This window comes from Duganella sp. LjRoot269 (assembly GCF_964254095.1).
GTDB classification, from domain to species: Bacteria; Pseudomonadota; Gammaproteobacteria; order Burkholderiales; family Burkholderiaceae_D; genus Rugamonas; species Rugamonas hordei.
Window position 1 is genome coordinate 75,367 of record NZ_CAXUSL020000002.1, and the last position, 23,757, is coordinate 99,123.

Below are 23,757 nucleotides of genomic sequence, written 5' to 3' on the forward strand. Positions count from 1 at the left end.
TCGCCACAGTTACGCCGCACGCTGTCCAGGTTCATCCAGATCTTCCTCATCGTGGCCCGCATCGTCGACCAGTTCCTCACCGTCGGAGAGCGTCAACCGGCGCATCTGCGCCCGCATCAACCGCGCTTCATCCGCAGCTTGTCGGAGCGAGCGCGACTGTTCCCTGGAACGCTCCGTCACGGCCATCGCCAGCAGCCGCATCGCCGGCGAGGTCGAATAGAACTTCCGATAGCCTGTGGCCTCGACCACGTGTCTGGTGAAGACGTTGATCTTTCGGCGGATCACCTCGTCCGAATCCCGCGCCCCGTCCTCACCGGCGAATCGAAGCAGCATGCGCGCCGTGGCTGAGGTCTGTTTGCCGCGTATGACCGTGACAGCCTTCTCCCCCAGTTCAGCGTTCACGGCCTGGGCTAGCGCGACCTGCGCTTCGCGATCCAGCCGCGTTTTACGGATGCGGGCGCCAATACCTGCCAGCAAATGTTCCTGGCCTCCGTCTGCATCCGGAACGGGCATCTGCACGCCAATACCCATCTCTTCCGCCAAGTCGTCCCCGTAGTTGAAACGGGTCGGAAGCCAATACAGCGACACATCCGAATTCTTTGCCTGCGTGTCGGAGTGCAAACCACGGCTCTCCAAGCCGGAGCGCAGGAAGTCTTGCCAATACCTTGCATTCTGGCTGGGAGGACGATCTAATCCCGACCAGGTGGTGCGGAACAGCAATGTCACGCCCTCTGGCGACAGCTCAACCGGCACCGTCGAATAGATGCTCTCCTTCGTCATCGACGGCCGTACACTGATCACGCGGCGAGGCGCTTCCGACAGCATCTGTAGGACGGCGCCGGCGCCGATCTTGTGCTTCGCCGCGATCGATGCGGCGCGGAACAGGTTCCCGCACAAAACGTAACGCTTCCCGACATGCTCGCGATCTATAAAGCCGTCGAATTCCTCTTGCACGGTGCGAGACAGAAGTCCATCCTCTATCCTGGCCGCGCCAGGCAGCCAGAGGTCCAAGCCCGTGAAATGCTTCTTGTACAGATCGGCAAGCGTAAATCGTTCAGGTGCGGTCCAGCCGGCCATCTGAATGGTCAACACCCATCGTGCCAGATTAGTCTCGCGCCCACGCGGCGGCAAGGTCAGGGACGTAACTACGCCCTTGAGGATGCGGTCTTCTCCCATGCCAAAAGTTCGCTCGCGCACCACCACGTATTGCCCGGGCATGAAATGCTGGAGGTGGCCGAGAAGCCACGCGCGACGGCGCTGGACCACTTCCGTCGGGGTGACCAAGCTGTTGCCGCTCTCGTCAGTTGTGCGGGACTCATCGATGGTTTGATTCGCGCCGGCGCGCGCGGCATCCGAGGAGCGCATCATCACCAACATCGCGTCAAACATCTTCGAGACACGATCACGCAACCCAGAGGGCAACATGCGCAGCGCGGCCAACACCGGGCCGTGCGTTTCGACTCCACTTGATACATAGATAGCAGGCACAGAGTTGTCCGGCACAAAGTCGGGAGTCTCACCGGCCTCGCGCGCGCGGCGCGAGCTGAAGAACATCGCGTGGGTGTGTCGCTCGATCTCGGAGAGAACATCATCCCAGCGCCGCGCAGCAACGTTGCGCCGTACGGTCAACGTCTGCAGCTCCACGGACTCGTCGAACACTGAATCCACTTCACCCTGTTCGTTCAAACGGGCCGGCAGCAGATCTTCTGCCCCCGTAATCGCTGCGGCATCCCACTGGGCCATGTCCAGGATGTTGGTACGCAGCGGATTGATCCCCTGTTCGTCCAGTTCCGCCACGACTTCGTTGAAGTTGTAGGTGATCTCCTGGTAGACCGTGCGGGACTCCTTGTCCGGAAGCAGATCCAGGCGCGAAACCACTCGCTTGGCCAGCCCGTGCATCGGCGCATTGACTTCGGTTCCGTCCTGGTGCACAGCTATTGGCATGAACGATTGGAATGGCACGCCCAGGCGGGTTGCAATGCCTGGATTCGCCTGCAAAAAGTCCCGCACAGAAGCGTCGCCAACGCTGTTGAACAGGTCAGGCAAATCATGCAACTCGAAGCGGCTCGATCTGTTGCTCGTCGCAGAAGCATAAAGCTTACGCAAATGGCCATAGTGCACCATCATGATCCGTGCCTCGGATTGGAGGCCAGAGGCGAGCATCTCGACTTCGGGTGGCAGGATCTGCCCGCGGCGGTCGGCGCGCCCAATCGCTTGCACGTAGTCGACGATATCGGCGAAGACCTGGCAGAACATCTCAGAGCGCTGCCGCTGATCCGAAAATTCCGCCGACGCGTGCAGGCTCATCCCCGTTGACATTGCCTTGTTGCCTACGAGTGCATCGTAGCCACCGAAATTGAAGCCCCTCTCGATGTTTGTGATTTTGCACTCCTGGGCACTGCGTGGCGCCACCACCCAGTAGTCGTCCTGCATATCGACGACCTTGTATTTGCGCCCGGTCGCTTCACCGACCGTGTAGCCAGCAGATCTGATAGCGTGGCAGATGGTGTCGATTGGTGAGCAATACAGGTCGTCAGGCAATTCGTCGATCATCTCGTCGAGCGTCGCCAGGCCTTCCTGGATCGCCTGCTTCTCAACCACGGATGCCATGAACTGCGATTCCATCACGGTGCCCTCTATGCGATTGCCGTCTGCATCGACATGGCTCATACGCACCACGGTGTCATACATCGAGCGCAAGGTGCGCTTCAGCGTCTGAGGCCGAATATTGTAGGTGCCGTCATCGTTTTTCACTGCGTCGGCTTCGTCCAGCGCTTCCTTGATGCGCTGCTCAAATGTCTGCTCGAGGAAGATGATCGGCTTCTTTCCTTCGCGGATCTTCTCCACAGCACGCTCGCCGGCGAATCGTGCTTGAAGCGCTACGTTAAGCGTTCGCTGCGTCGCAAACAACAAGCTGCCAAATGCAGTGGTCTGCGTCTTGACGCCGTTGACGAGCATTTTAATGCGGCGCATTTCAGCCTGCAGCCGAGCAGTCGCTGCGGCATCGGAACCGAGGGCGCCCAGGTCAGCGGTGATGCGAGCGGCCTGGTCGCCTGTCAGGCCCAGATCTTCCATGCGCAAGTCGAGGATGCTCTGAAGCGAACCTTCGACGATATCCGCGCCGTCCAATAATGCTTCGGCGCGCTCAACGGCCAGTGCATCGGCATTGAGCGTATTTTGCGCGAGCGCTGAATCGAGCAGCTCGGCATTGCCCTGCGGCGCGTCTGTGGCGAGCTGCTGCTCAGCTTCGATTGCACGCTGCGCTTGCCCCGCCACTAATTGCGCCGCGGCTTGGCGCGCAGCTGCTTCGTGGAGCTGATCACCTTCGCTTTCCGCAGCCACCTGACTATCTAACGGCCGGCGTGCCTCCAGAGAATCAACGCTCGCGCGCGATGCCGCTTGCGCGCGAGCGAGCGCGGCCGCGATGATCTTCTGCGCGGCGTCGAGCTTATAAACCTGTGCGCGCGTCAGACGTCGGCCCACCTGGTCGGTGACGCCGCACAAGCGCTGCAATCCCTGTAAGATCAGCGCCACTTGATCAGAGATGCGTTCATTGGCATTGATGCGCGCATCGTCTACCGTCATTGTGATATCCATGGTGGACGCATCGCGTTCGCGGCGAATAAACAGCCCATCCTCGGCAAGCATGGACGTGAAGACCTCCTGGATACTCTCACCACCGGCCTGCATCGCTTCCGAGACCATTGTGGTGTCGATCGAGCTGGGCAACATGCGTCCGTAGAACGCCATCTGGCGCGCGTCCTTCAACCAGGTTGCCGACGAATACAAGACACCTTTAGCGGCGTTGGCGATCTGCGTGCACACGTGCCCCAACTGGGAAGTGTCACCTGCGGCAATGTGAGCTTCGTCGAAAATGATGACTGCCTGGGAGGCAATTGAACGGATCCACTCACTTTTCTCGGACTCGCTGCCTTGGCTGAACTGGGAGTAAGTGCAAAAGACCAAGTTCGGGCTGTCAAAGCCTTCCAGTCCAAACTGATAGTTCTCCAAGAACTTCTTGCGCGAGACTCCGTACGCAACCCGATCCAGCCCATCGGAAAACTGGTCTATCACCTGAGCCGTGTGGTTGAGCACCAGTGCGCGCATTTGATTGTGCAAGCCAGTTTTTTTCAGGTCGCGATAGAAATCCGAAAACAGATTGTCCTGCTTTGTAACAAAGATGACGGGCAGGCCCCTCTTCCAGGCGTAGGACACCATCGTGGCCAGAGTTACGCCCTTGCCGGCGCCGGTTTGGTCCCCCAGCACGAAACCTTTATTGCGATCAATCGCTCCCACCATCAGTGCGGCTGCGTCGACCTGCTCCGGCGCCAAATAGGAATACTGCTCGTCAGTGAAGCCAATTGCGTTGCGCACATACTCGTCCAGATTTCCGACGCGATCCTGCATACCTTGGAGGGCCTTGTAGGTCGGACCAGCCAGATTGCGCGGGATCATAAGTTCAACAGCACCATTTGCCGAGAATGACTCGTAGGGCAGCTGGTAGCTGTTTTCCGCGCTCTCGTTGGCGCGAAGCGCGGCTTCCTCATCCGCAGTCAACTTATGGCCGGCCGATTCGTGCACACGGACCAGGACGTCGTTAGTGAACGCGCGCACGGCATCCCAGTCGAACATCGAGTCGACCTTGCGCGGCACCCAGTCATCGGCGCGAAGCTGCTTCTCCTTCTGGCTAAATCGCCGGCCCACGGCCACAACCATCAGTGCGGGCGCCACGTTGAGCTTGCGTCGCATTACGGGCGAAAGCAGCCCGATTCCCAAGACGTCATAGTCGCCTTGCAGTCCCTGCAAAAAGGCACCCACGCGCTCCTTCTCCGCTGCGCGCTCTCCATCCTGTTCCATCACAGATTCCGGCATTAACACAAGCGATAGCCCATTCACGTGACGCTTTCCGAGGTCACGCCTCAGGCTCGCCAGCGTGTCCGCTCCCACATCGTCGATGTTCAACACGGATTGGCGGTGCGGGGGAACAGATTCGTTGGGCGATCGCTCCACGAGCGAGATGGCCGGATGAATCTGCGCGCGCAACTCAGCGTCGCGCGAATCCGGGTGTACCGGATCCGTCAGAACGAGGTAGGAAGGTCCGAGCAGGTTCACCAGGGCGCCGTCGTACAGCGCCGGAACGTAAAGTGGAATCTGGCCCTCACCGCCGTAAGCACGGATCAATTCCTGGATCGACACTGCAAGCGGTAACGGCACCGCGCCTGGACCACGGCGTACCGCCGGCAGAGGTGGCGAATTTTCGTACAGGAGCTGCGCCTCCCGATATGCGCCGTCACCGGCCACGCCGTGGCGCTCCATAACGCGGGCGGCCATTTGTGTCTCGATCAGCTGGGTGACCAACTCCACCTTGCGCTGGTCGAGGGAGGCGCCCCGGCCGTACATCACATCCACGAAGCGGTTCACATCGGCCACATCTGCGTGCTGGCCGGTTGTCAAACCCATGATAAAGCCGCGGACGCATGCGACCAGGTTGGAATCGTCCGCCTTGAGGACTTGCGCGTTCTGGAGCTGCTCTGACTCGATGCGGCTGCCCTCCATATCCACGACGAAACGAGATCCTTCGGGACGTTCAAATACACGGTGTCCATCCAGGTTCACGCCGACCGGCGCGGCGACGCGCATGGCGGCGGCGACGGCCATCTCGAGCGGGGACAGCTTGACGCCCCCCTCCAATCGCAAGCGCACGTCTTGGGACGAGGCGATTTCGACCAGGCGCGCTTGCGGGAACACTGCGCGGAAGTCGGCAAGCTTGGGAGTGTTGGTCGGGGAAAAGGTGCGCACCAGCACGGCCTTACCGGTTGGCGACGGCTTGAAATTCAGAGGGGTTTCCTGACACAGGTCCCATTCACGCGTACCCTGCGCAACGCCCAACAAGACGAGGAGATTTTCTTTGAAGCCTTTCTCCTTCACGAAGCGCAGCTTCACATTTTGCTTTCCGAGTTCGAACCAAGTGGGCATTTCTTCTCCTGTGCAATTGCGGACAGAGCGACAACTCTGTCGATGGCGCTACGTTATCTGGTAAGCTGAGGCGTGGTTGCGCATTCTTCTGAAATCACGAGTCCCCCAAAAAAAAACCCGCGTCGGCAAGACGCGGGTCAAAAAACCACCTGCTGGTAGTTGGAGAATCTTAGCCGGCCGAAGGCGAATGCGCACTGGCGAATGCTTCTTCGTCGGCGATGCCGCCGTCGTCGTCGCCCAGCAGCAGATCGGCGGCGGCCAGCGGGGTTTCGCCGTCGTCAGCGGCTGCGGCCGGTGCCGGAGTCGACGATGGTGCCGATGGAGCTGGCTGACGGCCGGAGGCCGACTTGACCTTCTCGTCCACCGATTTCGCCAGGGCCAGGATGAATTCGTGCTGATTGGTGAAGTCCAGGACGGTGTCGATGATGGCGCCGGTGCGTGGATTGGTCACTTCGATCTTCTCGGCGCGCGGGATCTGGACGTTCGGATCATCGCCGTACTTATTGGCCAGCTTCTGCTCGCCCTGGTAACCCACCAGACGCACTTCGTCCTTCTCGCGGACGACTTCTTCGCCCTCCTTGCCTTTGCCGGTCGAGCCTTTGGGGAACAGGTAGCTCTTCAGGGTGATCGGCTGGCTCGGGTCAGCTGCGTTGATGGCGCCCAGCACCTGCAGGGCGGAGCTGCCCATGCTGAACTTGATGACCGCGTCCTTGCCTTCCGGGCTGCGCACCGAAACGCAGATCTTGTGTTCTTTTTCACCGGGCTTCTGGTAGACGTCTTCTTCGCGGATCATCACGCGGCGCACGAACGCGGAGATCAGGTCAGGATATTCTTCCTTGTACACCTTGCGGCCGGTCGTGGTAGTGTGCTCACGGAAGCTGCCTTCGGTGTTTTGCGAGTTGTGGTCGATGGTGAACAGGCCCAGTTTGCCGTTGTAGTTCACCCAGGTGGTTGCCGAGTTATTGCCGCGAATATTACCGAACATGATGTGTCCTTTCAAAAATGGCCCGGATCGAAGAGCAGCGTCTGGGCCCACGACGATGTCTTTTTGAATATGAAATTTCTCAAACCATTTGATGTCCGCGCATCGCGTTCACCGGTGATCGAATCATAAAATTTGTTCGATGGCGCGGTTGCAAATTTGTTGTGGAAATTGACGGAATGTGCGTCGGGCTGTTTTTGACATTTGATGGCACCGACGCTGGCCAGCACCACGCCCGGGCACACACCAGCTGCTGGCCGGCCGCCGCCGGCGCCGCGCCAACGCCAACACCTGATCACCGCCAGATCCCCGATCGCCGCCGGCGCGCGCAGCGCGGCACTGGCCACGGCCATCACCAGCTGCTGCCCAACCTGCTCCACCAGCTCGGCGCCGGCCGGCGCCTCTTTCAGCTGCAGCACCAGGTCGGCGGCGGCCGGCGCGCACGCGCCGCCGGCGCGCCGCGGTACCGACGCTGGCCAGCACCACGCCCGGGCACACACCTGCTGCTGGCCGGCCGCCGCCGACGCCGGGCCCACGCCAACACCTGGTCACAGCCAGATCCGCGATCGCCACCGGCGCGCGCAGCGCGGCACTGGCCACGGCCATCACCAGCTGCTGCCCACCTGCTCCACCAGCTCGGCGCCGGCCGGCGCCTCTTTCAGCTGCAGCACCAGGTCGGCGGCGGCCGGCGCGCACCTGCTGCTGGCCGGCCGCCGCCGGCGCCGGGCACACGCCAACACCTGATCACCGCCAAGTCCCCGATCGCAGCCGGCGTGCACAGCTCGGCGCTGGCCACGGCCATCACCAGCTGCTGGCCCGCCTGCTCCAGCAGCTCGGCGCCCGGCCAGCGCCCCCTTCAGCTGCAGCACCAGGTCGACGGCCGCAGCCGTGCACGCGCCGCCGGCGCCGCGGTGCCGACGCTGGCCAGCACCACGCCCGGGCACACACCAGCTGCTGGCCCGCCTGCTCCAACAGCTCGGCCGGCGCCTCCTTCAGCTGCAGCACCAGGTCGACGGCGGCCGCCATGCCCGCGCCTCCGGCGCGCTGCGGTACCGACGCTGGCCAGCACCACGCCCGGGCACACACCAGCTGCGGGCCGGCCGCCGCCGGCGCCGCGCCAACGCCAACACCTGATCACCGCCAGATCCCCGATCGCCGCCGGCGCGCGCAGCGCGGCACTGGCCACGGCCATCACCAGCTGCTGCCCAACCTGCTCCACCAGCTCGGCGCCGGCCGGCGCCTCTTTCAGCTGCAGCACCAGGTCGGCGGCGGCCGGCGCGCACGCGCCGCCGGCGCGCCGCGGTACCGACGCTGGCCAGCACCACGCCCGGGCGCGCACCTGCTGCGGGCCGGCCGCCGCCGGCGCCGCGCCAACGCCAACACCTGGTCACAGCCAGATCCGCGATCGCCACCGGCGCATGGAGATTGCTTTTCAGTGACAAACTATAGCTATAATACGAAACTATCCTTATCCCATTAGATCACCCGACATGGCAGACTTTTCACAACTTGCGGTTCAGTGCGGAGCCTCGGTCAACCCCCAGACGCTACGAGCACTCGCGCATATCGAATCCAGCTTCAACCCATACGCAATTGCTGTGGTCAACGGTCGGCTTGACGCGCAGCCTAAGAACCTGGCCGATGCCGTCCGCGCCGTCGAACAGCTAGAGCGTGAGGGAAAGAACTACTCGGTCGGCTTTATGCAAGTGAATAAGCACAACTTCAAAAAGTACGGTTTGACTATACAGAGCGCGTTCGATGGATGTACAAACGTTCGCACGGGATCAAAGATACTAGAAGCCTGTTATGTGAATGCTTCCAAGACGGAAGGCAATAACCAAGTGGCGCTGAGAAGAGCATTTAGCTGCTATTACAGCGGAAACTTTATTCGGGGATTTCAACCGGAGAATGGCAAGTCAAGCTACGTCGACAAAGTAGTCGGCACAGCGCTTGGGCCGAATGCAGTAAAAGGGATGCCTATCTCAAAAAGGCATTCAGATCGCCCCGTATGGGCAACGCCCGACTTTCTTGCAGCGAACCAGTTTCAAAACTGATTGTTTAAGAAAAAGTCGGCTTCTTGCCGAGGAATTTGCCGGACATCCACACCGCAATTTCCAAGCGCGACCCTTGTATTTGAAACAATGGTCGCCACGGCCCCTCTGGCTTCGCGATTGCGCGCAAGTCCTCTATAACCATCGGGGATTTTTGATCTCAAGGTTCTGAAATATGCCTCAAGCAAATTCAGATGGCCGATCATATTCCGCACCTGCTTATCCCCAGATGGCGCTTCATTCCTGCAAATGAACGTCGCAACTTGCGAATACGCGTTTAATTCGTCAATAACATTTGCAATTGTGTTCTTAGGTGAATTTAACACGTAAAACTGATAAATATTACCTTTTTCTTGAGGTTGCATTTCACCTGCCACTTGAGCATTAGACAAAGCAGGCCAAGCATCCGCGCGTAGGTATGGCTCATAGTACGTGCCTCCAATGAAGAATCCAGCGTGCACCGCCGACTCGATGTGGATCAGTTCATGTACCACAGTTGCGAGCTGCTCAACCGGGCCGCGAAATCCCTGTCTTTGTGCGTATTGTGCGAACGCAGGCTGATACGCTGCGTTGCGTTGGTACAGCTTGTAGAGCTCGGGAGCCTGGTCTTTCAGCAATTGAATCGGAGAATCAGCTGCCGAGGCGGTGACCGCAAATGCCGACAACAACATGCAGAGCAGATACTTCATGGGGATTGAGATGTTTGTGTCTAACGGACCCAGTTTACCTGAGATGTTCGCCGTCTCACAAATATCGCGCCCAGGCACGCCAGTTGCTGGCCGGCCGCCGCCGGCGCCGGGCACACCCCACCCCCTGATCACCGCCAGATCCTCGATCGCCGCCGGCCAGGGCCGCACGACGCTGGTCACAGCCACCACCAGCTGCTGGCCCGCCTGCTCCAGCAGCTCGGCTCAAAAGGACCTCATGACATAAAAATTCCCGTGTTATTTCTAAACGGACAACGTATTCCGACTATTGGCGGTTTGCGGTTGCGACTTCTTTGCCCAGAATCACAAGATTATGAAAATTAGAATCCACGACCTTGCGACAGAGGGCAACGTTGATGGGTTTCGCTAAACATGACACCCAATGAAGCATTCGGGGAAGTGCTCCGACGTCACCGAAAAAAGAAAAACAAGTTCCAAGCCGAAGTTGCATTCATGGCAGGGCTGGATCGAACATATATATCACTTTTAGAACTAGGAAAGCGCTCTCCGACCCTCGACACGATCATCGCTCTGTGCGACGCGCTGGACACAAAACCTTCGGACTTGATTTTGGCAATGGAAAAACTAATAAGAACAATTGATGGCAAATCTTAGTTTGAAAGAAGGCCTGGAGCTCTATCGCTCTCGGGTCTCGATCCTTAAGAAAGGGTACTCGCAAGAACGCTTCAGGGTTGAACAACTGGCAAGAAGTCCTTTGGGCGAGAAAATCGTTCGAGAAATTACCAGCGTCGATATCGCTACTTATCGCGATGAACGGCTGACCAATATCAATCCTCGGACGAAGAAGCCTATGGCGACCTCTTCGGTTCGCCTTGAGATGTCGCTGCTCTCAAGCTTCTTCGAGATCGCCCGTATTGAGTGGGGGCTCTGCGACGATAACCCGGTCAAGAAAGTCCGAAAACCAAAACCGCCGCCAGGTAGGGATCGCCGACTGTCCCCGCGCGAAGATCGTCAAATTCTTCGTTACGCACACAATCACCCAAACCAATCGCTTTATACGATTATTGTTTTGGCGCTAGAGACGGCAATGCGACAGAGTGAAATACTTAATCTGGACTGGTCTAATGTCAATTTAAAAGTCGGCATTGCTCATTTACCAGAAACGAAGAACGGATCTAAGCGCGATGTACCGCTGTCAACTCGCGCAAGAGAAACGCTTATCAAGTACGGCATAAAATCATCGGGAAAGGTTTTCGGTTATACCTCCGACGGGTTCAAGTCCACCTGGCGGTATATGACGATCAAACTGGGAATTAAGGACCTGCATTTTCACGATTTAAGGCACGAAGCAATAACCCGGCTGTTCGAACTTGGCACGCTCGACATTATGGAAATCGCTGCGATCAGTGGTCACAAAAGTTTGGCCATGTTAAAGCGATATACGCACCTTCGAACTCAAAGACTTGTGCGAAAGCTTGAAGGCACCAAACACCGAGGCAAGCTCACCGTCCTAAATAATATGATTCCGTATCCCGCCACCTTAGACCGGTCCGATGCTGGGTATAAGGTGCGGCTTCTGGACTTCGACGAGCTCGAAGCTTTCGGCACCACAGAGGAAAGAGCGATACGGTCTGCCCAGGATACGTTGATGCGCGCGATTCTGAACGCTATGCGCGCCCAAGCGGTGATCCCTCCTCCGGACCAATATCTGGAACTCGTCGACGAAAGTCGCATCGTCATGATCGACCCGCTACAGCTCGAGCACGGCGTTTAACACAATATTTTCGATAGAGTGTTAGCCCGGCAGATACTCCGGGCCCGATTCTCCCCCGGCGACCGCTTTGAAATTTGGACACATATGCATCCGCCCAGAGCGGGATATGCAATGAATTTTGGAGGAATAGCGTTATGCGGCGACTTGCCGCCTCGTATGCTTATCCTGTGCACAGCGAGGACATAACTGTTCCGATACTGTGATCAACCAGCCCGCCTTTCTGGCGAGCGCGTGACACTCCGGCCAGCTGCGCCCGAGGACTGTAACCAACCTTGGCGCCGCCTCACCCGAGATTGTGGGACCGCCCCCGCACTTGCGGCGACCATCACAAATCAGTTCTATTGAAAATACAAGCATGGCGGTCACCTACATTCACAGTAATGGTGCGCCTGCTCTAACCAGGCATGTTGAGCAAACTCAGGAATCGTGAAGGTGGTAGCGCCTTGTCAATCCGGTGCCAGCGCCGCCGCGCTGACCGCCCTGCTGGCAGCGGCCGCCCCGGCCGATGCGCAGCCCGCCTGGGCGCACCAGGTGCCGGGCTTCCAGAGCAATGGGGCCCTCACGGTCAAGTCACTGTCTGGCGGAGCCTATGGCAGCACGGAGAACCCGACCGGGGCCGTGGCCCGGGTCAACCAATCTGCGGTCACACAGCCGCCGACGGTGATCATTCAAGCGACCTCCAGCGGCTTCTTCAATTACGGGACCGACTGCTACATCCTGTATGGACCGACAGGTGGGAATGCGATTGGCATTGGAAAATTGCCCACTCCCACGTCGTTCACTGGATTTGCTGCCCAATACATAAATGGCCAGGCGATGGTTGGCGCGATGTACCTGTTAGCACTGGCAACAGGCGGTCCGAATGGATCAACACCGACGTTCAATGGCGTAGCTTCCAGCTTCAACAGTCTATCCGCAGGCAATAATCCTATTTTCATTGCGCAATCAATGCCCATTGCTCTGGCAACCAAATGCTATCCATGATCACCTTGTCAATCCGGTGCCAGCGCCGGCGCGCTTGCCGCAGTGGCAGCCTGCGGTGCCGGCGCGAGCGGCGCCCAGCCTGCCTGGGCGCACCAGGCGCCGGGCTTCCAGAGCAACGGGGCGGTCACTGTCAAATCGCTTGCTGGCGGCGCCTACGGCGGGACGCAGAACCCGACAGGCGCCGCGGCGAGCTAACCAGTCGGCGGTCACCCAGCCGCCCACGGTAATCATTCAGGCTACAGATAATGCCGTGGCATTCGAGACGACCACCGCGCTATATTCCGGAAACTTGGAGGCAATCGCCGGGGCCGCCAATGCGAAGCCGAGTTCGGGGCGGGATGGAAAATGGTTACACTGAAAGTTCACCGCCTCAACTACGCAGCCTCTACGGCTGGATAGTTGTTCCAAGTGGCACAGCAACTCGTGTTCCGGATATACGTCAGCGTCTTTTGCTTCCGGGTCAGCACTTCAACGTCGGCTGGAAGTGGGAACGCCGCGATTTGGAGTAACGCAATGCCAACTGCTCAGCCGATCCAATGTCTTCGAGTCCATAATCTGCCTTGTCAATCCGGTGCCAGCGCGGCGGCGCTGGCTGCGCTGCTCGCTGGCCGCTCCGGCCGGCGCGCAGCCGGCCTGGGCGCACCAGGCGCCGGGCTTCCAGAGCAACGGCGCAGTCACCGTCAAATCGCTTGCTGGAGGCGCCTATGGCGGCACGCAGAACCCGACTGGCGCCGTGGCCAAGGCAAACCAGTCCGCTGTCACCCAGCCACCTACCGTCATCATCCAAGCCACATCAGCGGTGTCTCAACTACACTACGATTGCTACTTTGTCGGTCGGAAAAGACCCTGCCGTTGCCACCGGTCGCCACTCTGGGCGGGTACCCAGGAAATGATCGACAGCCCAATAGCTTCACCGGTCTGGTTGGACAACTCGGAAGCACCAGGATCATTCCGGCAGGATCTTATTTTGAATTTCTACAGGAACCTCCGGTTCCGCCAGTAATTTCACGTCCTTTCTGAATTGCGGTTCGACGCCAACGTCTTAGTGGGCTCGTACGGGTTCGGTGTGCGTGGCCAGCAGTCCTTTGCTCCAAATAGCCTTGTCAATCCGGTGCCAGCGCGGCGCGCTGGCCGGCCTACTCAGGCTGCCGCGTCGGCCGGCGCGCAGCCGGCCTGGGCACACCAGGCGCCGGGCTTCCAGAGCAACGGCGCTATCACGGTCAAATCGCTCGCCGGAGGTGCATATGGCGGCACGGAGAACCCGACCGGAGCTGTGGCCAGGGCTAACCAGTCGGCGGTGACTCAGCCGCCAACTGTGATCATCCAGGCGACCTCTGCCGCGAGCAATCAGATGATCCCTCTGCTCGGAACGACAAGCACGGCCCCTCATGCCCTTCGGGCCACGCTGTGTGGGCGGCGTCCGCACCACGTCAGGCTGTACCTTTCCTCCTTTCAACATAGCCGGTTCCGTTTCAGCTTTTCCATCATGCAGAATGCAGGGAGAGCCAGTCGGCGTTACTGAGGAACCGGCTCCCGCAAGCTATTCCCCGTGTGCGAATATGGACGGCATGCCTGAACGATGCTCCAAGTTTGTAGCGTTCCGATGCTGCCACTTTGCTCGAGTAATAGCCTTGTCAATCCGGTGCCAACGCGGTGCACTGATTGCCCAGCTGTCCGGAGCTTCGCCAGCCGGCGCGCAGCCTGCCTGGGCGCACCAGGCGCCGGGCTTCCAGAGCAACGGCGCCATGACTGTCAGGTCGCTCTCAGGGGGGAATATGGCGGCACCGAGAACCCGACTGGAGCTTTAGCCAAGGCCAACCAGTCAGCGGTAACTCAGCCACCAACGGTCATCATTCAGGCAACAGGTAACAGATCAACAAGCGTATCCAATCGTCGTAGTCGGCTCTCCCGTAATCCCTACGTGCCCTCCGGGGTACACTTCAATTTGGTGACCTCCGCACCGCAGGGCACGTAGGGATTACGGGAGAGCCGACTACGACTTGGATCGCTTGGATAGGTGTTACCGTTGCTTGATGATACCGTTGGGGCTGAGTTACCGCTGACTGGTTGGCCTTGGCTAAACTCCAGTCGGGTTCCGGTGCCGCCAGCCCCTGGAGCGACCTACTCATGGCGCCGTGCTCTGGAAGCCCGGCGCCTGGTGCGCCCAGGCAGGCTTCGCGCCGGCTGGCGAAGCTCCGGACAGAAGGGCAATCAGGGCACCGCGTTGGCACCGGATTGACAAAGCGCCAGATATTCGTGCAAGTATTGGTGCGCAGTTACACATGCTTGACCATAGAGATTGTTCCCATTGCTACATGCCATTGGTCGTAGTGCCTGTCGATTGGGCGGAACTGGTCCAACCAACGCAATCTGACGACCTGTGTCGCTGAATCCTGAATCCACGATTGCGTAATCGTTCCCGACGGCATGACATGCTCAGGCCGGTCCACGCGAATCGCCACCCGCTTCCGAATTCAGCTGGCATTTTGCATTCGCGCCCACTGCCCCGCCAAGGTTTCCGTTGTACCGGCGAGTGGTGACATACGATTGCTTGCCACCTGCTGTGGCCTGGATGATGACCGTAGGCGGCTGGGTGACCGCTGACTGGCTAGACCTCGCCACGCCCGTTGGGTTCTCGGTGCCGCCGTAGGCACCGCCGAGTGATCTCACCGTGATCGCCCCGTTGCTCTGGAAGCCCGGCGCCTGGTGCGCCCAGGCCGGCTGCGCATCGGCGGCTGCGGCCGCCAGCAGCGCAGCAATGGTGCCGGCGCTGGCACCGGATTGACAAGGAGATATCTCGAGCAGACAATGGGAATCGGCGTGAGCAGTTGGCACTGCGTTACCCAAATCCGCGTTCCCACTTCCAGCCGACGCTTGAAGTGCTGATCCGGAAGCAAAAGACGCTGACGTATATCCGGAACACGAGTTGGCTGTGCTACTGGGAGCGACTATCCAGCGTAGAGTGCTGCGTAGGTTGAGGCGGATGTTAACTTTCCAAGTGTAACCATTTTCCACCCGCCCCGAATTCTGCTTGGCATTTGGCGTTAGCCCCGATTCCCCCCAAGTTTCCGGAAATAGCGCGGTGTCGTTGAATCACGGCACTACCGGTAGCCTGAATTATTACCGTTGGAGGCTGGGTGACCGCTGACTGGTTAGACCTCGCCACGGCCCCGGTTGGGTTCTCTGTGCCGCCGTAGGCTCCGCCCATGAGTGATTTGACCGTGATCGCCCCGTTGCTCTGGAAGCCCGGCGCCTGGTGCGCCCAGGCCGGCTGCGCACCGGCTGGAGCTGCGGCCGCAAGCAGCGCGCAAGGCGCCGGCGCTGGCACCGGATTGACAAGGCTATCGGCTAATAATCCATGCAAGCCGCTAAAACATTAGCACGTTGCATGCGTTCCAATAATTCCCTGCTGTTACCGCATATGCCGAGCCGTGACGAACCGGTTCCGTCACCGGAGTAAAAACTGGCCGGCGCTTCATTCACCATGCTAAAGCGCCACCCGTTGAAAACACCAGCCTGGTTGCCGGCCTCTGCAAATCCAACCTGGTCCGAACTCGGCAACACATCGCAGCGGCTCCTGCATTGCCTCCTAGTTCCGGTGCATGTGGGCCGTCATCATCAGATAGGCGTATTTGATGCTGTAGCCTGAATGATGACGGTGGGCGGTTGGGTCACCGCCGACTGGCTCGCCTTGGCCATTGCTCCGGTCGGATTCTGCGTGCCTGCGTATGAGCCACCAGCAAGCGATTTGACCGTTACCGCGCCGTTGCTTTGGAAGCCGGCCGCTTGGTGCGCCCAGCCAGCCTGGGCGCCGTCAGCGCCGGCACCGCCAGGCTGGCCACTGCGATCGCGGCGCCGGCCGACGACCGGATTGACAAGGCGAGCAAGGGACTTGCTGCCACGAGCAGCGCGATCACGACATACATGCCTGATGGCTGAGGAGCACGCCCCAAATTCTGGGGCGTAGACGGTGCCAGCGCCGACATGGCCGGCCCTACGGCGATCGTAAAACCAGCCATAGTCCCAACGCTGCTGCGATCATCCCGTAAGGCTAAATCTTTCCCAGCGGCATTAATATATGGGCATCCCATATTCGCTGGGTACCTGACCAATGGCGAGTATCCGGTCGGGCAAGGCAGTGCTTGTTCCGACCGAAAGAGTGGATACTTCAGCGTTGCACTGCTAGTCGCCTGGATGATGACGGTAGGTGGCTGGGTCACGGCTGACTGGTTAGCCCTGGCCACAGCTCCGGTCGGGTTCTCCGTGCCGCCATATGCGCCACCAGCGAGCGATTTGACCGTGATGGCGCCGTTGCTTTGGAAGGCTGGCGCCTGGTGCGCCCAGGCCGGCTGCGCGCCAGCTGGCGCCGCTGCAGCGAGCAGCGCGGCCAGCGCCGCCGCGCTGGCACCGGTATTACTGCGAGCAAAGCGTGGCACTCCATGCATCGGAGGGGGAGCCGCTACAAACTTGGAGCATCGTTACAGGCATGCCAGTCCATTTATTCGCATACGGGGAATAGAAGCCTTGCGGAAAAGCCGGATTTCCGTCGAGTAAAAAGCCGATAGCTGTAGCTCCCCCTGCATTCTGCATGATGGAAAAGCTGAAACGCGAACCGGCTATGTTGAAAACCGGAGGAAAGGTACAGCCTGACGTGGTGCTGGACGCCGCCCACACAGCGTGGTAGCCCGAAGGGCATGAAGGGGCCGTGCTTGTCGTTCCGAGCAGAGGGACCATCTGATTGCTCGCGGCAGAGGTCGCCTGGATGATAACGGTAGGCGGCTGCGTCACCGCCGACTGGTTAGCCCTGGCCACAGCTCCGGTCGGGTTCTCCGTGCCGCCATATGCGCCACCAGCGAGCGATTTGACCGTAATGGCGCCGTTGCTTTGGAAGCCCGGCGCCTGGTGCGCCCAGGCCGGCTGCGCGCCAGCAGACGCGGCAGCCGTGAGTAGGCCGGCCAGCGCCGCCGCGCTGGCACCGGATTGACAAAGCGATCAAGGGTAACATTTAGTTGCCATTCGAATTGGCAGCGCGATCACTTGACATACATAGCCTGAGCTGGCTGAGGAGCACGTTCCCCAAATACCTGCGGGCGAGCTAGGTAGGATGGTGTTCACAGAACTTGATGAGATCGACGCCCCTGTACTGATCGTAAGTAGCGCCGTATATCCGGTCACGTGACCTGCGATCAATCCCGTAAAGTTATTTAAAGTATCTATCTTCCCAAGCCCCATTCTTTGCGCACTCTCATTCTGATAGCTCAAGCCGGTTGGTGGATAAAAAAGCCAGCAGTCATCCTTATAATTGAAAGGGAGTGCCGATCCGGTAGCCTGAATGATCACGGTGGGCGGCTGCGTCACCGCCGACTGGTTGGCGCTCGCTACAGCGCCGGTCGGGTTCTCCTTGGCCCCATAGGCACCTCCAGACAGAGACTTCACCGTGATGGCGCCGTTGCTTTGGAAGCCCTGCGCTTGGTGCGCCCAGGCCGGCTGCGCGCCGGCAGACGCGGCAGCCGTGAGTAGGCCGGCCAGCGCCGCTGCGCTGGCACCGGATTGACAAGATTGTGTTAAACGATCAAAAAATTTAGCCATTGGACGCTCCATTGAAAATTCTCCAGTAATAAGCTGCGAACGCTTTGTCGACGATATTCGTCGGGGGGTTGGGATCCGGCACTGCCAGGCCGGACTCGATCATTGTTACGTTGAGAGGCTTCTCATCGATCCAGACGACGACACGGTCGCCGTACACGTTGAGAGTCGCATCGGTTGTTCGAAGGGCTGCGAGCATGTTGGCCGTGCCCACCAGGTTCGTGACCTTGATGTCGGCCAGCTGGTAGCGCTTCATCACATAGGCACTGTCGACAGGCACGCTTGCCACAACCCGAGCGTCGTACTCGATCCCCTGGAGAAATCCGAATCCGACTTCAGGTACGGAAACGTCTGACGGATGAAACATGGCACGCGTCTCCCAGTAAAGCGCGCTCTTGAGCGCACCCGTCTTGATCTGCATATGCCGAATGCCGGACGCTCGTGCGAACTCCCCGTCTGGGAACAGTGCAAGGGCGAAAATCACGACCGCAGTAATTCCACCGCCGACAGCCAATCGGTACAGGTTTGGTGATTCGTATTTGAAGTCTTCGAAATCCATCTGCCCCTGCCTTACAGTTTGAATACCGCAGTTTTAGCACCGTGCTTGATCACGACGGTATTGCCGCTAATCGAAGCCACGACTGGCACAATCGTGCGCCCACGCATCGGATAGCTATATTCAGGCACAGCCTCGCCGACCGAATAGAACTTCCCATGAATGAACACGCCGTTGGTTCCGATACCGTCAACAAGCATGTACTGCTGCAGCAGCGCCGAATAGTCCGGCTCAGGTGGCTCGACAGGATCAGGCGCCTTCGGTGGCGGATCCTTACGGAATGCACGGTCGATATCATCACCGGCTTGGGCCACCGGACCGAGCTTTGCTGCCTTGACTTCAACGGGATAGAGGTTGTGCACGTCAAACGGAGCACTCACTTCCTGGACCGTCTTTACCCTCTCGACTGCCACGGAATTCAAGTTCTCGTTCACATAGTCGACGAGGGTCCACGTCAGCCACAAAACGACGGCCATACACGCATACGAGAACAGCGCGAAATTACGGCTCTTTAAAATGGCCTTCAAAATTAGCTCCTCAGGTAAATGCAAAAATCTGAAATGACGGCCTCTGGAACCTGCTTGTCGCCAACGATGCTGACGTTGTCGATAAAGATATCGCGGCGATGCGAGAGCTTCACATAGCCCGCCAGGAGCTGCTCGTATGTAGCCGCCTTAAGCACCATATCGCTCCCGGTACTGACGAGGCACACCTTCTTCAGCTTGAGCGGAATCGCATTGGACAGCACCTCGGTCTGGTCGGATTTAAACGCGATCGCCTCATTGTCGAGTGTCAATCCATACGCGTTGAGATCCAGCATATTCTTGATCGTCCGCATGTCGCGAGCAGAGGATGTTTGGATGAATGTCCGGTTCCACCGGTCCTGAGTGCCTGACAAAGCCAGAAAACTTTTCTTCCACCGCAGGATCGACTCCGTGACCGTGCGCTGCTGTTTCGCCTTCTCAGACAAGATCCTATATCCCTGCAGACCACTGGAACATAAGATCGCGGCCATCACCCACGCGAATAGGTACAGCAAGAATTTGGGTGAAGTTTGCTTACCCATGAATTGTTCCCTCCATCGAATAGGTGCGACGGCCGGTCGCTGCGTCTTCGGACCAGCCGTTGCGCTCCAGGCGCAGGTCCATGCCAGTATTTTTGGAAAGCTCTCTCATGAGTAAGCCGCTCTGCTCCCAGGTCCCAATCTGCATCGCCGGCACGCTCACCTTGATCCAGACATCCGGTTTGGTACCGGCCTGAACGTCAGCTTGTGGCGCGGGCACACCGACGGGCGCCGGACCGCCGGCGAGCGATGGCGCAGGAAGTTTGACCTGGATGATTTTCACGCCGTTCACCTGTGCGATACCAGCCATCAGCTGCTTCGCTTTTTCTGCAAGCACCTCTTGATGGCGAGCTTGGTCTAGGAAAAACCTGCGCTGTTGAATCGTGTCGATCAACCCGCTGTCCATTCCTCCACGCCCCTTCACGACTGGGTCCGATTGGGCCTCGATAAACGCGCTCTTGGCGGCCTCACGCTCCATCCATCCCAAGGACATTGCACCCGCATAGAACAGAACGGCAGCACCAACAATCGCCGCAGGCCAACGGAACTCCGACAGCCGGCGTTCGGTGAACACTTCCAGCGGGCGGAAGGACAGCGCGGCAAAGACCTTCTCGTCGACGTAAGTAATATTCGAATAGCGCGCGGCCGGCTTTTGCAGCGGTGCCGCCACGACCATCCGATGGTCGGGAAAATTTTCCTTCAGCGTTTCGATCAGCGTCGAGAAACCGTCTTGGAAGTGCGGCGCACGTTGAGATGGCAGCCGCTTATCTTCAAACGACGTCAATACGCCGTCTTTGAAAATAAACACCTCTACGCTGGTCTGCGAGCCATCTTCGTACCCTGAAAGAAGGACTGTGCCGCCCTTCTGCTTGAAGCCCCATTTCAGATACGCATCCACCGCAAACGCGAAGCGCATGGTCTTCGGCGAATTGACCAGGATGTCGGTGCGCACCGACACATACAACTTCTGCTGGTCCTTCTTTGCCCAAGCCTTGCGCCAGGCGCTCGTCGCCCGCGGAAGCACTTTTGTATAGTTCTCCGCCTTCAGGTCACGAATCGAAATGAAGACGGCACTGCCCACCAAAAGTGCCTTATTGCGTTTGACGCTGTCGAGCTCCCCGATTCCTGCTACAAACGACAGCTTGGAAGCAGGCTGGTCGCCCGCGACGTTGTGCGAACTCATATCTTATCCCCTCATCGCAGCCTGGAGTGCCGCACCCATTTGCATGAAATAGGCGGCAATAGGTAGCGCAACAAAAATCGACGTCACCACAAAAGTGATGACAATTGCGGCGTTGATCGCCAAATCGAATGCCACCGTGCCTTCATCAACCAAGGCGACCGACGCTGCGAGCAGCTGGTCGTCAAGCACACCGCTGGTGTCGGAGAGAATAAAGGCATTGCTGATGTAGAACGGCCAGTCCTTCCGGGGGTCGCCATCGACCTGCTTTGCAGGGTCGGTCGCTGCGGCCGAACCACGAACCTCCACTTCGCCGGCGGCAAGCAGGATTCCGGGCCGCAGAGACTCTGGCAGCATGTGGCTCGTCATCTCCAGTCCGCGCGAGCGCGAGATCGCTCCGGTACTATCGACCAAGGCCATGTAGCGCGCCCAAATCGCCCAGTAGAAGAATGCCAGCGCTGGACCAAGCACTGGGATCGACAAAGACCAATCCTCTACACGCTCGCGATTCTCGTAAACCGACAACCAGGCCGCCGCCGCAACAATCGATGCCCCTAACGCGATGAGGATCACAACCCAGTTGTCAAACCAAGTTTTGGACATCCATTGAGACACCTTAAATACCAGGCCCTGGTCCTTTGCTTCCAGCGCCTGGAACAGGGTTGGAATGACGAACACCATATAAAAGATGAACACAACCAGTGCGAGCGCCGAGATACCAAGCGGGTAGGCCAGGCCCCACATCTTCTTCTGGAGGCCGCGCTGCAATATGATCGCGTCCTTGATCTTCGCGCATGCCTGGGGCAAGGTGCCGCTTTGCTCGCCGGCGACGATCGCGTTGACGAACACCAGCGGCCACTCGCCTTCCAGGTAGGTGCTCAGGCGACGACCGGCCTGGGCGCCGTCTGCGGCCGCCTGCCAAAATTCGTCGTAGGATGGCTGCAGGCGTGCCATGCGGCGCAGCGCGTCAGCCTGCGGCATACCGGCTGTCAGCTGCGTATCGAGCGCGGCCGCCGCCGCTTGGATTTCCTTGAGACTCATCATGACAGCAGACACTCCTCCAACTCGATTTCGTGGGCCAAAACCAGCTGCAAGGCATTTTGGAAGAACGTAGCGGGCCTAGCTTCAGCGATGATGTCGCGGTGGTTGACGCCGTTCACGATCACTTCACCCGACAGCATGGCCATCATGGAAGCCTTGACTTTTGCAGTCACTGGCAAGATCTCGTTCACCGGCCGGATACCGACGTATCCTCCCCTGCATTTGCGCCGAGGATTGTCCGAATCTACGAAGTCGCACCCTTCGCGATTGGCGTGGGCAACCTTCGCAGGCAGCTCCGCCTTCAAGTCCATCATGAAGAGGTGGTCCTGGAATGCCTCTATTTCGCTTCCGGTGGGCTCCTCGATCTTGCGGCAGTGAGGGCAAACTTCTTTTACCATCTCCTGCGCGACGATCAGCGTAAGCGCCTCGATCAGCTGATATCGCTTGTCGGCGGTAACGAACTTGGAAATCGCGTCATACCCGAGCACCGCATTGTTCGCGTGTAGTGTGGAAAACACCAGGTGGCCACTGATCGCGGCGGTAACGCACACCTCGGCCGTCTCCGGCCCAAGGATCTCGCCGATCCAAATGAAGTCCGGGTCGTGCCTTTTGAACGCTTCCAGATAAACGTTCTGCGCGTTCTTGATATACAGCGGCACGTTCACCTGCCTGATGCCAGGCAAGAATCGTTCGACCGGTCTCTCGAGCGACAGACGCTTGAGACGGTCCCCAAATTGCTTTCGGTTCTCGCCGATGGCGCCGGCAGTAGTTGTACTTTTGCCGGTATTGGTGCCGCCGACCACCAGGACGAAACCCTTCGGCCGCGTGGCAGCAAGCCGGATTGCCCGGGCCGCTGTCGCCTCAATACGCAAACGCTCCAGGTCAATGTCTGCCTCGGTGCGGCTGAACAAGCGAATACTCACCGACATCAGGTTCTCGCCAAAGTGGCCGAGGGGAATGAACGACAAACGCATGTATGCGTCGCCTGCCGAAGACCGGTACGCGATGTGACCATCACGTGGATCCTTGACCATCTCCCCTTTGGGGTTGGCGCCGGACTTCGCCAGCAGCATGTTGATAATTTCTTCGGACTCCGCGGACGTCAGGCGCGGCTCTACAGGCATGGGCACCATGTCCTTGAGCTGGCGCATTGTGATCCGCGCCCCACCACCACGCACATCCTCGATGCTGATGTCCGTCACGTTGTTAAGCAGGCAGTAGTCGAACACGTTGACGATCTTCTTTTCAGACTTGTCCTCGGCGTTCGCGCCGAACCAGATCGATTCCTTGCTCCCATAATCATCCTGGGCATCCATCTGCTTCGCGGACCCCAGCGTGGTCATTACTTCATCGCGCTTGCCAACCGCGACCAGGACGTCGTCCACTTTCAAACGCTGGCGGATCACATCGTTCAGGCGGGCTTCAAAGCCCTCCTGCGAATAGAGCTTCATTTCCTTTTGCGCCGCGAAGACAACTACGGGAACGCTGTCCTCAATGAGCATGACAACGGCCCGCAATGACTCGCATCGCGATTGGATGGCAGGATCGTGCATGACGCCATGGACGCTCAAGGTCTTGAGCGAATCATAGTGGGGATATCCGTTTTTGAGTGCCATGATCTTATCGATCAATGGGCGTATATCTGGATCGAATTGAGCGATCCATTCCAGCGCGAGTACTTCGCTATTCTGCGGACGCTGGCTCAGATAGTACTCGACCTTCTCCTCGGTCATGATATTGAGTTCAGACAGCGCGGCGCCGACCGGCATATCGGCCAGTCGCAGCGACAATGCAGCCAGCTCGCGCACTTCTTTGGTCGGCAGCTTCCATCCCCAAGCCGTGCACCGGCGTTGGACTTCGAGCTCCAGGCCCTCTTTGACAAGATCATTCATGACG

At 59.0% G+C, this 23,757-nt stretch carries 17 protein-coding genes; 6 read left to right on the forward strand and 11 right to left on the reverse strand.

Annotation, left to right across the window (positions count from 1 at the left end):
* Positions 1 to 9: 9 nt before the first annotated feature.
* Together ACSQ3S_RS33100 and ACSQ3S_RS33105 are read right to left on the reverse strand one after the other, a co-directional pair.
* The gene (locus ACSQ3S_RS33100; protein WP_436145204.1) at positions 10 to 5,976 is read right to left on the reverse strand and encodes a strawberry notch-like NTP hydrolase domain-containing protein; all 5,967 of its coding nucleotides are present in this window, start codon (positions 5,974 to 5,976) and stop codon (positions 10 to 12) included.
* 169 nt (positions 5,977 to 6,145) lie between these two features.
* On the reverse strand, positions 6,146 to 6,961 hold the full coding sequence (locus tag ACSQ3S_RS33105; RefSeq protein ID WP_436145205.1) for a hypothetical protein: 816 nt from the start codon (positions 6,959 to 6,961) through the stop codon (positions 6,146 to 6,148).
* A gap of 204 nt (positions 6,962 to 7,165) precedes the next feature.
* Here ACSQ3S_RS33105 and ACSQ3S_RS33110 point away from each other — a divergent pair, with 204 nt between their 5' ends.
* A complete protein-coding gene (locus ACSQ3S_RS33110; RefSeq protein ID WP_436145206.1) occupies positions 7,166 to 7,702 on the forward strand; it encodes a hypothetical protein in 537 nt (178 codons plus the stop codon).
* Positions 7,703 to 7,814: 112 nt separating this feature from the next.
* Here the strand turns inward: ACSQ3S_RS33110 and ACSQ3S_RS33115 are convergent, their stop codons facing one another.
* Positions 7,815 to 8,297, reverse strand: a complete 483-nt coding sequence (locus ACSQ3S_RS33115) for a hypothetical protein (RefSeq protein ID WP_436145207.1) — start codon at positions 8,295 to 8,297, stop codon at positions 7,815 to 7,817.
* A gap of 151 nt (positions 8,298 to 8,448) precedes the next feature.
* Between ACSQ3S_RS33115 and ACSQ3S_RS33120 the strand changes: the two genes are divergently transcribed.
* Positions 8,449 to 9,012 (forward strand): lytic transglycosylase domain-containing protein, encoded by a 564-nt coding sequence (locus ACSQ3S_RS33120; protein WP_436145208.1) that lies wholly within the window; start codon positions 8,449 to 8,451, stop codon positions 9,010 to 9,012.
* On the opposite strand, the gene ACSQ3S_RS33125 is transcribed toward ACSQ3S_RS33120, so the two are convergent.
* On the reverse strand, positions 9,003 to 9,884 hold the full coding sequence (locus ACSQ3S_RS33125) for a hypothetical protein (protein ID WP_436145209.1): 882 nt from the start codon (positions 9,882 to 9,884) through the stop codon (positions 9,003 to 9,005). The genes ACSQ3S_RS33120 and ACSQ3S_RS33125 overlap by 10 nt on opposite strands.
* Before the next feature lie 204 nt (positions 9,885 to 10,088).
* On the opposite strand from ACSQ3S_RS33125, the gene ACSQ3S_RS33130 reads away from it, so the two are divergent.
* From ACSQ3S_RS33130 to ACSQ3S_RS33145, 4 genes are all read left to right on the forward strand, one after another.
* Positions 10,089 to 10,331 carry a helix-turn-helix domain-containing protein gene (locus ACSQ3S_RS33130; RefSeq protein ID WP_436145210.1) on the forward strand — a complete coding sequence of 81 codons (243 nt, stop codon included), beginning with the start codon at positions 10,089 to 10,091 and terminating at the stop codon, positions 10,329 to 10,331.
* Positions 10,318 to 11,451 (forward strand): site-specific integrase, encoded by a 1,134-nt coding sequence (locus tag ACSQ3S_RS33135; protein WP_436145211.1) that lies wholly within the window; start codon positions 10,318 to 10,320, stop codon positions 11,449 to 11,451. Before ACSQ3S_RS33130 ends, ACSQ3S_RS33135 begins: the two co-directional genes overlap by 14 nt.
* A gap of 426 nt (positions 11,452 to 11,877) precedes the next feature.
* The gene (locus tag ACSQ3S_RS33140; RefSeq protein WP_436145212.1) at positions 11,878 to 12,435 is read left to right on the forward strand and encodes a hypothetical protein; all 558 of its coding nucleotides are present in this window, start codon (positions 11,878 to 11,880) and stop codon (positions 12,433 to 12,435) included.
* Positions 12,436 to 16,224: 3,789 nt separating this feature from the next.
* Positions 16,225 to 16,374 carry a hypothetical protein gene (locus ACSQ3S_RS33145; RefSeq protein WP_436145213.1) on the forward strand — a complete coding sequence of 50 codons (150 nt, stop codon included), beginning with the start codon at positions 16,225 to 16,227 and terminating at the stop codon, positions 16,372 to 16,374.
* 1,053 nt (positions 16,375 to 17,427) lie between these two features.
* Here the strand turns inward: ACSQ3S_RS33145 and ACSQ3S_RS33150 are convergent.
* From ACSQ3S_RS33150 to ACSQ3S_RS33180, 7 genes are read right to left on the reverse strand one after another with little or no spacing between them, the layout of a single operon-like run.
* Entirely contained in the window at positions 17,428 to 18,024 is a 597-nt protein-coding gene (locus tag ACSQ3S_RS33150) for a hypothetical protein (protein ID WP_436145214.1), read from the reverse strand.
* Entirely contained in the window at positions 18,017 to 18,580 is a 564-nt protein-coding gene (locus ACSQ3S_RS33155; protein ID WP_436145215.1) for a hypothetical protein, read from the reverse strand. Before ACSQ3S_RS33155 ends, ACSQ3S_RS33150 begins: the two co-directional genes overlap by 8 nt.
* A gap of 11 nt (positions 18,581 to 18,591) precedes the next feature.
* Positions 18,592 to 19,104, reverse strand: a complete 513-nt coding sequence (locus ACSQ3S_RS33160; RefSeq protein ID WP_436145216.1) for a hypothetical protein — start codon at positions 19,102 to 19,104, stop codon at positions 18,592 to 18,594.
* 2 nt (positions 19,105 to 19,106) lie between these two features.
* Positions 19,107 to 19,643, reverse strand: a complete 537-nt coding sequence (locus ACSQ3S_RS33165; RefSeq protein ID WP_436145217.1) for a hypothetical protein — start codon at positions 19,641 to 19,643, stop codon at positions 19,107 to 19,109.
* Entirely contained in the window at positions 19,636 to 20,823 is a 1,188-nt protein-coding gene (locus ACSQ3S_RS33170; protein ID WP_436145218.1) for a hypothetical protein, read from the reverse strand. Before ACSQ3S_RS33170 ends, ACSQ3S_RS33165 begins: the two co-directional genes overlap by 8 nt.
* 3 nt (positions 20,824 to 20,826) lie before the next feature.
* On the reverse strand, positions 20,827 to 21,864 hold the full coding sequence (locus ACSQ3S_RS33175; protein WP_436145219.1) for a type II secretion system F family protein: 1,038 nt from the start codon (positions 21,862 to 21,864) through the stop codon (positions 20,827 to 20,829).
* The gene (locus tag ACSQ3S_RS33180; protein ID WP_436145220.1) at positions 21,861 to 23,753 is read right to left on the reverse strand and encodes a GspE/PulE family protein; all 1,893 of its coding nucleotides are present in this window, start codon (positions 23,751 to 23,753) and stop codon (positions 21,861 to 21,863) included. The genes ACSQ3S_RS33175 and ACSQ3S_RS33180 overlap by 4 nt, the downstream gene beginning before the upstream one ends.
* Positions 23,754 to 23,757 lie beyond the last annotated feature (4 nt).